This is a genomic window from Flavobacterium plurextorum (assembly GCF_002217395.1).
Classification (GTDB): Bacteria; Bacteroidota; Bacteroidia; order Flavobacteriales; family Flavobacteriaceae; genus Flavobacterium; species Flavobacterium plurextorum.
Genome location: NZ_MUHD01000015.1, coordinates 37,137 through 51,349, shown reverse-complemented (window position 1 = coordinate 51,349; position 14,213 = coordinate 37,137). Strand labels below are relative to the sequence as shown.

Annotated in this window: 13 protein-coding genes; 1 reads left to right on the top strand and 12 read right to left on the bottom strand. The window is 33.0% G+C overall.

Going from position 1 to position 14,213, the window contains the following annotated elements:
• The gene (locus tag B0A81_RS08630) at positions 1–1,011 is read right to left on the bottom strand and encodes a dipeptide epimerase (protein ID WP_089057647.1); all 1,011 of its coding nucleotides are present in this window, start codon (positions 1,009–1,011) and stop codon (positions 1–3) included.
• Positions 1,012–1,041: 30 nt separating this feature from the next.
• Positions 1,042–1,839 (bottom strand): alpha/beta hydrolase, encoded by a 798-nt coding sequence (locus tag B0A81_RS08625; protein WP_089057646.1) that lies wholly within the window; start codon positions 1,837–1,839, stop codon positions 1,042–1,044.
• A gap of 57 nt (positions 1,840–1,896) precedes the next feature.
• On the opposite strand from B0A81_RS08625, the gene B0A81_RS08620 reads away from it, so the two are divergent.
• Entirely contained in the window at positions 1,897–2,298 is a 402-nt protein-coding gene (locus B0A81_RS08620; protein WP_089057645.1) for a helix-turn-helix domain-containing protein, read from the top strand.
• Between the two features lie 45 nt (positions 2,299–2,343).
• On the opposite strand, the gene B0A81_RS08615 is transcribed toward B0A81_RS08620, so the two are convergent.
• From B0A81_RS08615 to B0A81_RS08570, 10 genes are all read right to left on the bottom strand, one after another.
• Positions 2,344–4,527: a prolyl oligopeptidase family serine peptidase gene (locus B0A81_RS08615; RefSeq protein ID WP_089057644.1), complete on the bottom strand. Its 2,184-nt coding sequence runs from the start codon at positions 4,525–4,527 to the stop codon at positions 2,344–2,346.
• Between the two features lie 104 nt (positions 4,528–4,631).
• Positions 4,632–6,623 carry an excinuclease ABC subunit UvrB gene (uvrB, locus tag B0A81_RS08610; protein WP_089057643.1) on the bottom strand — a complete coding sequence of 664 codons (1,992 nt, stop codon included), beginning with the start codon at positions 6,621–6,623 and terminating at the stop codon, positions 4,632–4,634.
• Positions 6,624–6,669: 46 nt separating this feature from the next.
• A complete protein-coding gene (locus B0A81_RS08605) occupies positions 6,670–7,611 on the bottom strand; it encodes an alpha/beta fold hydrolase (protein ID WP_089057662.1) in 942 nt (313 codons plus the stop codon).
• An 82-nt stretch (positions 7,612–7,693) separates the two neighbouring features.
• Positions 7,694–7,930 carry a uroporphyrinogen decarboxylase gene (locus tag B0A81_RS08600; RefSeq protein WP_089057642.1) on the bottom strand — a complete coding sequence of 79 codons (237 nt, stop codon included), beginning with the start codon at positions 7,928–7,930 and terminating at the stop codon, positions 7,694–7,696.
• An 81-nt stretch (positions 7,931–8,011) separates the two neighbouring features.
• A complete protein-coding gene (gene rlmF, locus B0A81_RS08595) occupies positions 8,012–8,962 on the bottom strand; it encodes a 23S rRNA (adenine(1618)-N(6))-methyltransferase RlmF (RefSeq protein WP_089057641.1) in 951 nt (316 codons plus the stop codon).
• A 214-nt stretch (positions 8,963–9,176) separates the two neighbouring features.
• The gene (locus tag B0A81_RS08590; protein ID WP_089057640.1) at positions 9,177–9,839 is read right to left on the bottom strand and encodes a thiamine diphosphokinase; all 663 of its coding nucleotides are present in this window, start codon (positions 9,837–9,839) and stop codon (positions 9,177–9,179) included.
• Positions 9,840–9,947: 108 nt separating this feature from the next.
• A complete protein-coding gene (locus B0A81_RS08585) occupies positions 9,948–10,394 on the bottom strand; it encodes a DinB family protein (protein ID WP_089057639.1) in 447 nt (148 codons plus the stop codon).
• A gap of 44 nt (positions 10,395–10,438) precedes the next feature.
• Positions 10,439–10,921 (bottom strand): GyrI-like domain-containing protein, encoded by a 483-nt coding sequence (locus B0A81_RS08580; RefSeq protein WP_089057638.1) that lies wholly within the window; start codon positions 10,919–10,921, stop codon positions 10,439–10,441.
• Between the two features lie 2 nt (positions 10,922–10,923).
• Positions 10,924–11,751, bottom strand: coding sequence for a DUF4249 domain-containing protein (locus tag B0A81_RS08575; protein ID WP_089057637.1), 828 nt, complete (start codon positions 11,749–11,751; stop codon positions 10,924–10,926).
• Between the two features lie 39 nt (positions 11,752–11,790).
• Positions 11,791–14,172 carry a TonB-dependent receptor gene (locus B0A81_RS08570; RefSeq protein ID WP_089057636.1) on the bottom strand — a complete coding sequence of 794 codons (2,382 nt, stop codon included), beginning with the start codon at positions 14,170–14,172 and terminating at the stop codon, positions 11,791–11,793.
• Between the last annotated feature and the right edge of the window lie 41 nt (positions 14,173–14,213).

Here is a 14,213-nt window from a genome sequence, read left to right as displayed (position 1 = left end):
TTATAGCAGTGTAACACCAGTTCCGTTTAGATTAGAATAACTTACAACACCATCTTTTATAGTTACACCAGTTGCAATATCTTCTGCTAAAAGCAGTGCGCCATCCATATCTACATAATCAAGTTGAGGAAGTAAATGCGCGATTGCAGAAATACCTACCGTAGATTCGGTCATGCAACCCACCATAGTTCTCAATCCTAGTTTTTTAGCTTCTTCAATCATGCGTTTTCCCGGAGTTAATCCGCCGCATTTTACCAATTTTACATTCACGCCGTGAAAATGATTAAAACATTTAGCAACATCTTCTTCAATAATACAGCTTTCATCGGCAATAATTGGTAAAACAGAATGCTTGAAAACTTCTCTATGTGCTTCCCAATTGTCTGCTTTCATAGGCTGTTCTAAAAACTCAACGCCTAACTTTTTTAATTCTATAGCATTGTTGATTGTTTCTTCAACTCCCCAGCCGCAATTCGCATCAATTCTAAAAACGGCATTCGTATGTTTTCTAAGCTCTTTTACGATTGCAATATCTTCTTTAGTTCCCAATTTAATTTTATAGATTGGCCACGGAAGTTCCTGCATTTTCGAAACCATTTTTTCAATAGATGCAATCCCGATTGTATAATCCGTCATTGGATTTCTTTCGGTCGTATAATTCCATAATTCGTATAATTTTTTGCCTTTTTTACGTGCATACAAATCATTGTAAGCTAAGTCCAACGCGCAAAGTGCAAACATATCGTCTTTTAAATACGGATGAATTTTTGACCAAAATATTTCGGGAGTTTCATTTTCTGTACCTTCAATAATATTTCTGATTTTTTCTAAATCTTCCATCATCATTGGAACGGTCGTTTTGTAATACGGATTAGAAGTAGCTTCTCCAAAACCCGATAAACCATCACTTTGCAGCTCCACGATTAATGAAGGTTGAAAATCAATAGATTCTCTCGAAATAGTAAAAGTATGTTTTAGCTTTAAGTTATATTCTTTTAAAATTAGTTTCATGTTTTATGCTGTTTTTTTGTTGTATTTTGCTCAATAACCAAGCCAAAGAACCGCTTTTACAAAGCTGTCTCTCCATAGTTTTTCGTTGTGTTCTCCGCCTTTTACAATTCTTGTTTTGGTAAGATGCAGGCAATAGCAGCGGTTTTTTTCTAATAAACGTTCCATTTTATTTAAATCTTTTACCATATCATCACTTTCTTTATCTCCACACAGAAAATAAATTTTGGTTTTATTTTTTGGAGCCTGTTCTGTTAAAGTATAAATATCATTTGAAAACCAAAATGAAGGCGAAAAAATACCTGCTTTGCCAAAAACTTCAGGATATTTTAGAATAGCATAATAAGAAACTAAACCGCCAAGTGAGCTTCCCATTATGGCAGTGTTTTTTGCTTTGGTTTTGGTTCTATAATGTGTGTCGATGTAAGGTTTTAAAGTTTTTACAATAAAATCAAGATAATCGTCTGCTTTTCCGCCGCCGTATTTTTCATTTTTGTATGGCGTTAATTCATTAATGCGTTTTTCATTTCCATGTTCAATTCCAACTACGATTACTGGAGCTTTAAGACTGTCTAATTTTTCATCAACATTCCATTCGCCGGAATAAGAAGTTTTAGCATCAAATAAATTCTGAGCGTCATGCATATAAATAACGCTGTATTTTTTGGCTGAAGCCGAATAGTCTTTGGGTAAATAAATCCAGATTTTTTTGGTGGTTTTGAGTTGAGGAGCTTCAATTGTAAAAGTTGATATGTTTTTTGAAGCGGTGCTTTCTTGAGCATTTCCAATTGCAAAACAGAGAAAAATAAAAAAGAAAACTCCTCTAAGCATCAGTTCTTTTGTGTTTTAGATTTAAATATAATATTTTAGCTAAAAATAACAAATTTGATGAATACCGAAGAAGAAAAGAGAAGTTTACTTTTAGAAATGATTGCTTTCTCGACAGTTGATGGTCAATTGCATAAACGCGAGTTGGATTTTTTGTGGCTGGTTGCACAAGAACTGAAAATCGATCGTGCTCTTTTTCAGGATTTATTTCATCAAGAATATACTGCAAAAGTAATAAAGTCTGAATTTCAGCGTATTCAGCAATTTTACAGATTGGCACTGATTATGCATTGCGACGGCATTCTGCATGAAAAAGAAGCAAAAGCAATTCAACAGATTGCAATTGAAATGGGATTAAATCCAGGTGCTGTAAAACGTGTTTTAGATCTTATGGAAAAAGCACCAAATGCTTTAATTGACCCAAAAGTGCTGCTCAAAGTATTTCAGGAACAACACAATTAGGTCAAGAAAAAGGAATAAAATGTACCGTTTTAAAATCTTATTTTATTACGGTTTTATTTTTTTTGAAGGTTGAAATTTTGGATGCCCAGTATAAGTGTATGCAAAGCTGATTAAATCACTATTTTTTTCTATGCTTTTTGTAGCACTGTCACCCATTCCGTGACCAGATTCAAAGTCCGTTAAAAATAATATTGGATTGCTGGAAGTATTTGCATTTTGAAGTGAAGCAGCAAATTTTGCAGGTTCCCAAGCAATTACACGAGGATCATTCATTCCTGCCGTTATTAATGTTGCTGGATAAGCAGTTCCTTTTTTAATATGATGAAATGAATCCATTTCTAACAGCGCTTTGAACTCTGTTTTATCCTTTACAGTTCCAAATTCAGGAATATTGCCAGGGCCATTTGGAGATAATTCTGAGCGGATTGTATTAAATGAACCTACTTCTGGAATGGCTGCCGCAAACAAATCAGGTCGTTCAGTAATTGCTCTTCCAATTAATATACCACCTGCACTTGCGCTCCAAATTGCGATTCTTTTTGGCGAAGAGTATTTTTCTTTAATTAAATATTCAGTAACCGCAATTAAATCTTTCCATGTGTTAGGCTTAGTAGTTTTAAAACCTGCTTTATGCCAAGCTTCTCCTAGTTCTCCGCCGCCTCTAACGTGAGCAATAACGTAAATACCGCCATAAGTACAATAGGGCAGTGTAAAGCTAGAGCTAAATCGCGGTTCCATAGAGATTCCATAAGCACCATATCCCATCATAAGCATCGGATTATCACCATTTAATTTGGTGTTTTTATTGTAAATGATAGAAACTGGAACCATAACGCCATCATGAGATGGAACCATAATTTCTTTTGAGACTATATCTTTGAATTCAGGATATTCGATTGGTTTTGTCATAGGCTGAAAGGTAAATGTATTTGATGATGGATTATACAAATAGCGTTTTGTTGGAGAAGTCCAGCCAGAAAGAGTGATCCAGATGTCACTTTTATTTTCATTTACAGTTAAAAATGAAGCTGAACCTGCTTGAAAAGGAAGTTTTAATTCAATAGGTTCTTTTTTTCCTTTTGCTAAGAAAAATACTTTTGCCTGTACGCCATTTTCGGTAAGTGAATAATATAAACCATCTTTTGTAAGTGTAAAATTGGTAATATTTCCATTTTTGGGTTCAGGAATAACTGTTTCTGCCTTTTCAATGTTAGGATCTGAAATGGGAACTTTGATAATTTTGTAATTAGAAGCATTTTTATAAGTCAAGTAATAAATAAACTCTTTATCAACATTATAATTCGTTACTTCATCTTTCTTGTCAACTAAACTTATCCATTTTGTAGGTTTGAAATTGTCTTTTAAATCAGTGTCGTATAACTTAATTCGATTGTCTACAGTAAGAACCAAACCATAGTTTTTATTCGAATTTTTATGATAGAGATTTAAAGGAAATTCTTCTGCACCTATGTTAAGTTCTGGATTGGTTGCACTCGATAAAAATTCTACATCTTTGTTTGGGTCTTCTCCTAATTTGTGATAATATACTTTAGAGTTCAGTAATCTGTTTGGATCAGTAACATTTGCAGAGTTTAATCGTCCGTAAGTAAATGAATTTCCATCAGGCATCCAAGAAGGAGTACTGAACCAGCATCTGTCGAATACTTCAGGATAAACTTTTCCGTCACTGCTTACAATAAGTAATTCAGCACTTTCAGAACCGCTTGGAGCTATTTCTACGGCTACTTTGTCTCCTTTTTCATTAGGAGTTATCGAGCTTATATTGTAATTTACTCCAGGTGTTTTTTTATAAGTTTCTGGATCAAAAAGTAGTTTTTCAGTTCCTTTATAGCCAATTCTATGATACAATTTACCATTTTCCTCGTTGGCATTTCGTTTTAGATAGAAATAATGATCATTCTCGGTAATTTGTAAGTCAGAGATAGTACTTTCTTTTCTTGCATCAAGCTCTTTTAGTTTTTTAAAGAGATTTTGGCGTTCTGGAACTTCATTTAGCTTTGCTCGCGCATAATCAGCATTAGCTTTCATCCAAGTAACCACATTCGGATCATTTAAATTTTCAAGATAACGGTAAGGATCTTCTATCTTTTCTCCGAAATATTCATCTACGACGATTTTTTCTGGGGCGGGCTGTGGTTTAATTTGCCCGAAGTTCGATACTACCGAGCCGCAAAGAGCCGCAGTAGTAAAAATAAATTTAGTGTTCATAATTTATCTAGTTTAAAAGTAAGAAAAAATTCCAGATAGATTATGGACGCGTAAATTTATGAAATTATTTTAAATAATTGATGATCAATATGTTGTGTTTTTTTTTAAGCTAATTGATCTTGTAGTTTTTTAATATCATCACGAAGTTTGGCAGCTTGTAAAAAGTCTAGCTCTTTTGCTGCTTTTTCCATTGATTTTCTTTTTTCTCGTATCATTTTTTCTAACTCAGATTTAGACAAATAAGCAGTTTCAGGTTCAGCGGCAACAGGTAAAGTATGCCCTAATTCGTATTCTACTAAAGGATTTTTTGTAAAAGCGCTGTCTATTTTTTTGTTTAATGCCTGAGGTGTAATACCGTGCTCAGTATTATAATTAATCTGTTTAGTTCTTCGGTAATTAGTTTCGTCTATTGTTCTTTGCATGCTTGCGGTAATTTTATCAGCATACATAATCGCTTTTCCATTTAAGTTTCTTGCGGCACGACCAATAGTCTGCGTTAAAGATCTGTGATTTCTTAAAAAACCTTCTTTATCGGCATCGAGAATCGCAACAAGAGAAACTTCAGGTAAATCTAAACCCTCACGAAGCAAGTTAACTCCAATTAAGACATCAAAAATACCTTTTCGTAAATCCTGCATGATTTCGATTCGTTCTAAAGTATCAACATCAGAATGGATGTAACGGCATCGAATGTTTACTTTAGTTAAATATTTAGCTAGTTCCTCAGCCATTCTTTTAGTCAGCGTTGTCACTAGAACTCTTTCGTCCAGTTCACATCGAACTTGTATTTCTTCAATCAAATCATCGATCTGATTTAAACTTGGTCTTACTTCAATAATTGGATCTAATAATCCTGTTGGACGAATAATCTGCTCTACATAAATTCCATCAGATTTTTGCAATTCATAATCTGCAGGTGTTGCCGAAACGTAAATTACCTGATTTTGCATGGCTTCAAACTCTTCAAATTTCAAAGGTCTGTTGTCCATTGCGGCAGGCAGTCTAAAACCATATTCAACCAAATTTTCTTTTCGGCTGCGATCGCCTCCATACATGGCGTGAACCTGTGAAACCGTTACGTGGCTTTCATCAACCACCATTAAATAATCACTCGGAAAATAGTCTAACAAGCAGAACGGTCTTGTTCCAGCCTCACGTCCGTCAAGATAACGCGAATAGTTTTCAATTCCAGAACAGTATCCTAATTCGCGAATCATTTCTAAATCAAAATTAGTTCGTTCTTCAAGACGTTTTGCTTCTAAATGTTTGCCTATTTCTTTGAAATAATCAACTTGTTTTACTAAATCTTGTTGAATTTCCCAGATTGCTCCTTGCAAAACCTCAGGAGAAGTCACAAACATATTGGCGGGATAAATCGTTAATCTTTTAAATTTTTCAATAACCTGTGAGGTTTTAGGATCAAAAGCTTCGATTTCTTCAATTTCATCTCCAAAAAAGTGAATTCGATATGCATCATCAGCATAGCTGGGATAAACTTCAACAGTATCGCCTTTAATTCTAAAAGTTCCCGGATTAAAATCGGCTTCAGTTCTAGCGTATAAACTTTGTACAAGACTATGCAGTAATTTAGTTCTCGAAATAACTTGATCTCGAGTTATTTCGATCACATTTTTTTGAAATTCTACTGGATTTCCAATACCATACAAGCAGGAAACTGAGGCTACAACTAAAACGTCACGTCTTCCTGAAAGTAAAGAAGAAGTCGTGCTTAAACGCATTTTTTCAAGCTCTTCATTGATAGATAAATCTTTTTCAATAAAAACTCCTGTAACAGGCATAAAAGCTTCTGGCTGATAATAGTCGTAATAAGAAACGAAATACTCAACCGCATTATTTGGAAAAAATTGTTTAAACTCTGAATATAATTGCGCAGCCAAAGTTTTATTATGCGCCAAAACCAACGTTGGACGCTGTACTTCCTCAATAACATTAGCTACCGTAAATGTTTTACCAGATCCTGTAACTCCTAATAAAGTTTGATATTTTTCGCCGTCGATTATACCTTGCGACAATTTTTGAATTGCTTGAGGTTGATCTCCTTTTGGACTATATTCTGAAGTTACTTGGAAATTCATTTTTTATGGATGAAGATTAGTTGTGTAAAGATACAAAGTTTGAATTCTATTCTAAAAAATTAATAACAGCGTCGTTCGTAATTTTCGCTTGGTCAATAGATAAAAAATGTCCTGCATCTTTAATAGTTTTCGTTTTACAGTTTGTTAAAAATTTTTGTGCTCGTGTCAAACTTTCTTCAGAGTTAATAACGTCATGATCTCCAATTAAAACTAATACTGGATTTGTAATTGATTGTAATTCTTCGTCTGAAAACGGACGCATTTTAAGCATACTGGAATTTGATTTTGCATATTTGTTTGCCAAATAAAACTGCCTTTTGTAATTGGAGTTTATGTTTTGGGGATGCGTTGAAAATGTTTCGAGTGTTTTATTAAATTTTTTTTCACTTGGAAAAAGTTTTAAGAGCAATGCAGAACTTGTTTTTCTTACTTTATCTATAAATTTAAAAGTCTGTGCGGGGCTTAGTAATACTATTTTATCGATTGATTTTTTTTCTTGAGAAGCTAATAATACTGTGATCCATCCGCCTTTTGATGCTCCAATAATGTCAAATTGTTTTAATTTATAGAAACTGAAAATTTCATTGTACCAAATCACAATTTCTTTTGAAGAAAGCGGTTTTGCTGTTAAAGTTGATTTTCCTGGTTCCATCAAAAAATCGATCGCATAAATTCTATGATTTTTCGCTAAAGCCTTAATGTTAGGATACCACATGGTTGAGGTAGCGTCCATTCCGTGAAGTAAAACTAAACTTTTTCCATTTTTTGGTCCCGCGATAATTACGTGTGCTGTTCCAAAACTTGTTTTTACATTTTCTTCTGTATAAGGAATATCCCAAAGTTTTAATGCTTTGTCGTATGCATTTAAATACGATTGCTTTTCGCTTTTGGTTTCGAATATATAATCATCAAATTTAGCTTCTTTAATGGATGAACAACTTGTGATTACTAACAATATTAGAACTAATCTGAAGTATAATTTTTGCATTGCAATAAAATTCAATTTAGCTAAAGATACAATTTTGGAAAAGCGTTTCTGTATCAGAATTTTGTTTTAAAGTATCATAATTCTAAGGTTTATTTTTTTGCACAGTTAAGTGATAAACTTGTACCAATGCTAAAATTCCGTTGGGAATAATAACAGGCAAAAGCCATTGACTAACGTCTCTGTAATCTTTTAAAAAGATGCCGTATATTACAAAACACATACATCCGAAAAAGTTAATTAAACGTATTTTTTTGAGATCTTTCAATAAAAAACCTCCTACTATAAAAAATGATGCTAGGTAACCAATATAATCTGCCATGATTTTGATATTGAATAGTTTATAGTAAACTTACCAAAAGCAAATTATAAAATCAAGGTTTTGAAGTTGAAAATCAATATTTTAAAGCGTCCACTTTTGCTGTTCCGTATTACTTAAAAAACTCCAAGCGACAATACGGCTGTTTTTTTGTCCTTGCGACATTTCGATGGTTTTTACAGAAACTGCGTTTACTTTTTTCAAGGTTTTGTAAATTGAGGATAGATTTTCTTTTTTAGAAACCAATGTCGTAAACCATAAGCATTGCGAAGCATATTTTACACTTTCGTAAATCATTTGAGTTACAAAGCCAATTTCGCCGCCATTGCACCACAATTCAGCATTTTGACCACCAAAATTTAATACAGGATTTGTGTTTTTCTTCTCTTTCGGGTTTAAATTGGATACTTTTCTAGAGGTGCTTTTATTAGCTTCTTCAGCGGAAGCATGAAAAGGCGGATTACACATAGTAAATGTAAAACGATCTTCGGGAATGATAATGTTTTTAAAGATAAATCGAGATTCTGTCTGTTGCTGTAAACTAATTGCATCAATTAATTTGGGGTTTGCTTCGATAATTTTACTGCAGTTTTCGATTGAAGTTTTATAAATATCTGTTGCAACAAAACTCCAATTGTAAATCGAATTTCCTAATATCGGATAGATTAAATTAGCACCCGTTCCGATATCTAGTCCCATAACAGAATTACCTTCAGGAATTTGACCGTTATTCGTTTCTGCCAATAAATCGGCTATATAATGAATATAATCAGCTCTGCCTGGAATTGGCGGACAAAGATAATTTTTTGGAATATCCCAGTTTTGAATGTCATAATAGGTTTGCAGTAAAGCTTTGTTGAGCGTTTTTACAGCAAGCGGATTGCTGAAATCAATAGTTTCAATTCCAAATTTGTTTATGGAAATAAAAGCTTTTAATTCAGGACAATTTGAAATAAGCAAATCAAAATCATAGCGTGAGCGATGAATGTTTCTAGGATGTAAATTGTCTTTTTGAGAATTGTTTTCTGCTTTCATTTTTGTTGATTTCTGTGCAAAGATAGGTATTCCTTTCTTTAAAGAAAGGTTCAGAAGAGCGTAATATTTACTGCCAATTATTTTATAATTAAAACAAAAGCTCCAGCAGAGCGACATAGGTTTTGTGTGTCACCTCGCTGGAGCTTTAATTAGAACAAGAGATTTTGATTTATAAATATTGCGTCCCTCCGAGACTTTTTATTTTCAAATGTTTCTAATCAAAACATTCCATTAAAAGTAAATCTCCCTCACGATGTGTTATAGTTACAAGTCCGTCTTTTTCTACAGAATTACTGCTTCCAGTTCTATAGCCCATTGTAAGCGTATCGTCTTGTAATTCGTATTTTAGATTTTTAGAAAAAATTCCGTTTACAACGCCAATTGGAATCAACGAAATAGGTGTTTTGGCGGTATACCATTTCTCAAATTTTGTTGGCAGTAAAAATATCTTCGAATGATCGTCGAGAATCACAATTTTAAGTAAGTTTCGATAACGAACAATATTGGTAAGATTGGTAATCGTATGATCTGCACGTCTTCCAGTAGCCCAAACTACATTTACAGCAGGGATTTTTCTTTCTATTAAATAATCAAAAGCTTTCTCTAAATCGGTTTTATTTTGATCTGGAGTATGAACGATTTCGATAGGATATTGCGAAGTTTTATATATTTCGGGATCAAAACCACGATCAAAATCACCTAAAAGCACATCGATTTTTATACCTAAATCTATAACACGTTCAATTGCTGAGTCTAAAACAATAACAAGCGGAGACCATTCTAATAATTGTCCCAATAATTCAGGGTTGCAGGCGGCGCCGTTTGCAATTATTAAAGCGGGTTCCTGATCGTCGCGAACTATATGGTGTGATGACATGTTATTTTTTTTGAATGTGTTGCAAAGGTACTGTTACAATTTTAGATTTCTGATTTTAGATTTCTGATTTTTTTTGCAAAAGATTTTCGAACGATCTAAAATCTAAAATTATAAATCCAGCAATCGTCTATGATAATTAATTTGTCCAAGATGATAAGCTAAATGTGTAGAAAGATGAACAAAAAAGAATCCTGTTGTCATTTCTTTTTCGAAAACAATCTGCGGATAAATGGTGTTTAAATCTTCTTCAGTTAAAAGATCAAGGGTGTTGTTTACGACAAGAATGGTTTCGTCGATTTTACAAATTAATTCGGATTTTGAAATGTCTTTTAGAGAAAATTCTAATGGACGATTTCTAACATATCCTGTTTTTCCTATTTCGGCACCAATATAGGTGTTGATGTTGCCAATTAAATGGAGGCAGAGATTTCCACCTGAGTTTGAAATGTTTTTATCGATTGCCCAAAGCTGATTTTCATTTTGGTAAGATTCTATTTCGACTTTTAATTTGTTCAAATCTCTATTGAACAGTGATTTTAATGTTTCGACCAGCATGTTTTTTTAGTTGAAAATTAAGAATAATAAAGAAGTACTGAAAATTAGTCTCTGTTTTTTATGGGAATCCAGATTTCCTCTTCCGAGTTTGGATCGTCTTTTTTGTACTTATGATCCATTACTGCAAAATGAGGCCTGTCGTCAATTGTATATTCTGATTTTGGAAGCCATTCTGCAAAAATAGAATGGTAGGTTTTGTGTCCTTCAGCTGCTGGGCCGTAATGAATAAAAACGGCATATAAACCAGTTGGTACAACAAGTGTTTCCATTTCTGATGGGATTACATCAAAATCAGTAACGGCTACTGCTGCCCATTTTTGAAAACTTTTGTTAGGATCAAAATTGTCAAAATGATTCGGTGAAAAAACTTCTAAAGAGTATAAATTAGAATCAATTGAATTTTTAATTTCACGGCGTTTTGGCATAAAACTGCTCCATAATTGAAACGTTCGGTTTTCGATAAACGACATTTTAATGCATTTGCCAATTAGTTTTTTTTCGGTTGCGATTTTAATTTGTGCTTCCATTTTTATTTTGTACTTATTTTATAATTAACCTTAGAAGTTTCGCAAAGAGAGAAATAACCTAATGGATAATTATCTTTATTGGTTACATTAATAATATTTCCTTTTACAGTTGCAGGAGGAGATTGAAATGGACCTCCAATATTGCTTCCAGCAATGCTGACTAAAATACTCATATAATTAAAGTATTGTTTTGAAATTCCGTAATGTGTTATTTCGATTTCATTTCCAACTTTTAAATCTTCATCATTAGAAAGACTGAAAAATTCATTTCCGTTAAAAAACTTATCCTCATCTACATAAAAGGTTGATTTTACTTTATTAGAATATACATATTTGTATAAATAAAAATTCTCTGCATCGCCAGGATCATTATAAAACGCTTTTATTTCGATATCTTTTCCTGTTAAACCACCTTTGTCATTTTGATCTATTCGAGTTATGGGGGCCACTGATTTTAAAGTTTCAGTGCCAATGTATCTATTTCCTCTGCTGATTACGGTTAAGGTGTATTGTTCTCCAATTACAGGCGTGAAATTTGAACATACATATTGACCGGTTTTTTTAACTTCGATAAAATTAAACTGTTCATTTTGACTGTTTTTTATATTGATAATTGCACCAGAAACGGTCGGAATTACGTTATCAAAATAACCAGTTGTTGTAGTTAATTTTATCGTCTGTTCATTTCCTTTTGTTCCTTTTTCCCAATTGATAGCAGCTTCGATTACTAATTTTGGCGGTGCAGTATCTAAATCAACTTCTACAACTTCTTCACAACTTGTAAAAAGTGTCGTTGTAAATAATACGATTAATAGAATAATTTTTTTCATGATGTATCTTTATTATTTCTCTACAGAAATGAAACTTCTTTAAAATTTAAAGTTATAACTAACAGCGGGAACCATACCAAATATTGACAATTGCACGGCTTCATTTACTCCTGTGTCTAGATTTTGTCTAAAATTGATTGATGCTGCATTTTGGCGGTTGTATAGATTGTATATGCTAAAAACCCATTCAGCTTTCCAGTTTCGGTCTTTATTTTTTCTTGGAGTTAAAGTCGCCGAAATATCTAAATGATGATAGGCAGGCAGGCGATCTTTATTTCGAAGTCCATAACTTGGAACTGTAATTCCTAAATATTCATATTGACCGTTTGGGTAAGTTACAGGTTGTCCAGACTGTAAAATGAAATTAGCGCCAAACGACCATTTATCGTTTAAATTGTAAGCTGATGTTACGGCTAAATTATGTGTTTTATCATAAGCAGAGCTGTACCATTTTCCGTTATTGATGCCTATTTCTTCAGGAGTTCTTCCCGGTGTCTGCTGTTCTGACTTAGATAAAGTATAAGAAATCCATCCGTTGAATTTACCTTCGTTTTTCTTCAGCATAATTTCTAAACCATAAGCACGCATTTGTCCGTTTAGAATCACTTGTTCAATTGCGTCATTTGCAATCAAATCAGCACCATCGATATAATCCAGTCTGTTTTTGATTTTTTTATAATAAGTTTCGACTTCAAGAGAATAAACGCCGTTATTAAAGTTTCTAAAATAACCCAAAGCAACTTGATCAGCAAGTTGTGGTTTAATGTAATTATCACTTGGCATCCAAACATCCAGCGGAGTAGGAGATGAGGTATTCGAAATTAACTGAAGATATTGCGCCATGCGATTGTAACTTGCTTTTATTGCCTGATCGTCATTTAATTGATAAGAAACAGAAAGTCTAGGTTCTAAGTTGTTGTAATCTTGAATTACTTTATTTGAACTAAAATATTTTGTTGAAGATGGAGTTGCTTTTTCGTAAATCTGCATGTCAGTATTAAACAGCACAGGATTATTATTGTCGTAATAATTTATGGTCGATGCTCCTAAACGATAAAACAAACTGTAACGTAATCCGTAAGCCAGCGTTATTTTTTTAGAAAGCTGGTTTTCAGCATCTATATAAATTGACGGTTCAAACGCATATTTTCGATCTAGTTGATCTGGATTTATCCCAGATGTATCATTGCTTGGTTTAATAGTTCCGGGATTAAAATCATAATAAATCCCGTTTAAACCATAATTTAATTTGAATTTATCTGAAATATAGTTTTTGAAATCGTATTTAATATTATAATTTTTGATGCCTGAATCCCATTTGAAACCAACAAAATCCAAATCAAGGCCATAATAATAATCACTGTAGATTAAAGATAAATTTGAGAACAGTTTATTAGAGTACAAATGATTCCAACGAAGATTTAAAGTAGAGTTTCCGTAAGTATTTGTAAAACTTTTATTAAGGCTGAAAACATCCCGACCAAAATATCCAGATAAATATAAGCTGTTGTTGTCGTTTAATTTATAACTGAATTTTGCATTTAGATCATAAAAATAAGCGGAGTTGTCTTTGTTTTCCTCGGATAGTTTTAAGAATAAATGGGCGTATGAAGCTCTTCCGCCAATTAAAAAAGAACCTTTGTCTTTTACAATTGGACCTTCTAAAAGAAGTCGGCTGGATATTAAACCAATTCCGCCGCTCATATGAAAATTCTTGCTGCTCCCGTCTTTCTGGTAAATATCTAAAACAGATGAGGCGCGACCGCCAAATCTGGCAGGTATTCCTCCTTTATACAATTTCAAATCTTTGATCGCATCTGGATTAAAAACCGAGAAAAAACCAAATACGTGTGAAGAGTTAAAGATTGTAGCTTCATCTAATAAAATTAAATTTTGATCGGCACCGCCGCCTCGCACATTAAATCCTGATGCACCTTCGCCTGCATTAGTTACTCCTGGAAGAAGTAAAATGGATTTAATAACGTCGACTTCACCCAATACTACAGGCATTTTTTTAATCGTCGAAATAGAGAGTTTGTTGACACTCATTTCTGGCGACTTAATATTTATTTTTCCTTTATTATCTTTAATGATAACTTCTTGAAGTTCTTGACCGCTTTCGCTGATGGAGAAGTTATTTTTGGTATCTTGATTTAAGATAATAGTTTTATGAATGGTTTGATACCCTAAATAACTAATTTCAATTTCATGCTCGCCGCTTGGAGCTGTTATAGAATAGAAACCATATTCATTAGTTGTTGTTCCAATTTTTAAGGTAGGAATATAAACGTTTACACTAATTAAACTTTCGTTATTTTTAGAATCTTTTATAGTTCCGCTGAGTGTGAATTTTTCCTGAGAAAAAGAAGCAAATGTGGTAAAAATAAGGATAAGAAGTAAACTAATCTTTTTTGTAATCATTGCTTTGGTTTTGAACTACATAGTTAATAATTCTTACTAAA

What these genes read in the sequence shown, in the direction of transcription:
- B0A81_RS08630 (WP_089057647.1), bottom strand. Translation starts at nt 1,011, where the DNA reads ATGAAACTAATTTTAAAAGAATATAACTTAAAGCTAAAACATACTTTT.
- B0A81_RS08625 (WP_089057646.1), bottom strand. Translation starts at nt 1,839, where the DNA reads ATGCTTAGAGGAGTTTTCTTTTTTATTTTTCTCTGTTTTGCAATTGGA.
- B0A81_RS08620 (WP_089057645.1), top strand. Translation starts at nt 1,897, where the DNA reads ATGAATACCGAAGAAGAAAAGAGAAGTTTACTTTTAGAAATGATTGCT.
- B0A81_RS08615 (WP_089057644.1), bottom strand. Translation starts at nt 4,527, where the DNA reads ATGAACACTAAATTTATTTTTACTACTGCGGCTCTTTGCGGCTCGGTA.
- uvrB (WP_089057643.1), bottom strand. Translation starts at nt 6,623, where the DNA reads ATGAATTTCCAAGTAACTTCAGAATATAGTCCAAAAGGAGATCAACCT.
- B0A81_RS08605 (WP_089057662.1), bottom strand. Translation starts at nt 7,611, where the DNA reads ATGCAAAAATTATACTTCAGATTAGTTCTAATATTGTTAGTAATCACA.
- B0A81_RS08600 (WP_089057642.1), bottom strand. Translation starts at nt 7,930, where the DNA reads ATGGCAGATTATATTGGTTACCTAGCATCATTTTTTATAGTAGGAGGT.
- rlmF (WP_089057641.1), bottom strand. Translation starts at nt 8,962, where the DNA reads ATGAAAGCAGAAAACAATTCTCAAAAAGACAATTTACATCCTAGAAAC.
- B0A81_RS08590 (WP_089057640.1), bottom strand. Translation starts at nt 9,839, where the DNA reads ATGTCATCACACCATATAGTTCGCGACGATCAGGAACCCGCTTTAATA.
- B0A81_RS08585 (WP_089057639.1), bottom strand. Translation starts at nt 10,394, where the DNA reads ATGCTGGTCGAAACATTAAAATCACTGTTCAATAGAGATTTGAACAAA.
- B0A81_RS08580 (WP_089057638.1), bottom strand. Translation starts at nt 10,921, where the DNA reads ATGGAAGCACAAATTAAAATCGCAACCGAAAAAAAACTAATTGGCAAA.
- B0A81_RS08575 (WP_089057637.1), bottom strand. Translation starts at nt 11,751, where the DNA reads ATGAAAAAAATTATTCTATTAATCGTATTATTTACAACGACACTTTTT.
- B0A81_RS08570 (WP_089057636.1), bottom strand. Translation starts at nt 14,172, where the DNA reads ATGATTACAAAAAAGATTAGTTTACTTCTTATCCTTATTTTTACCACA.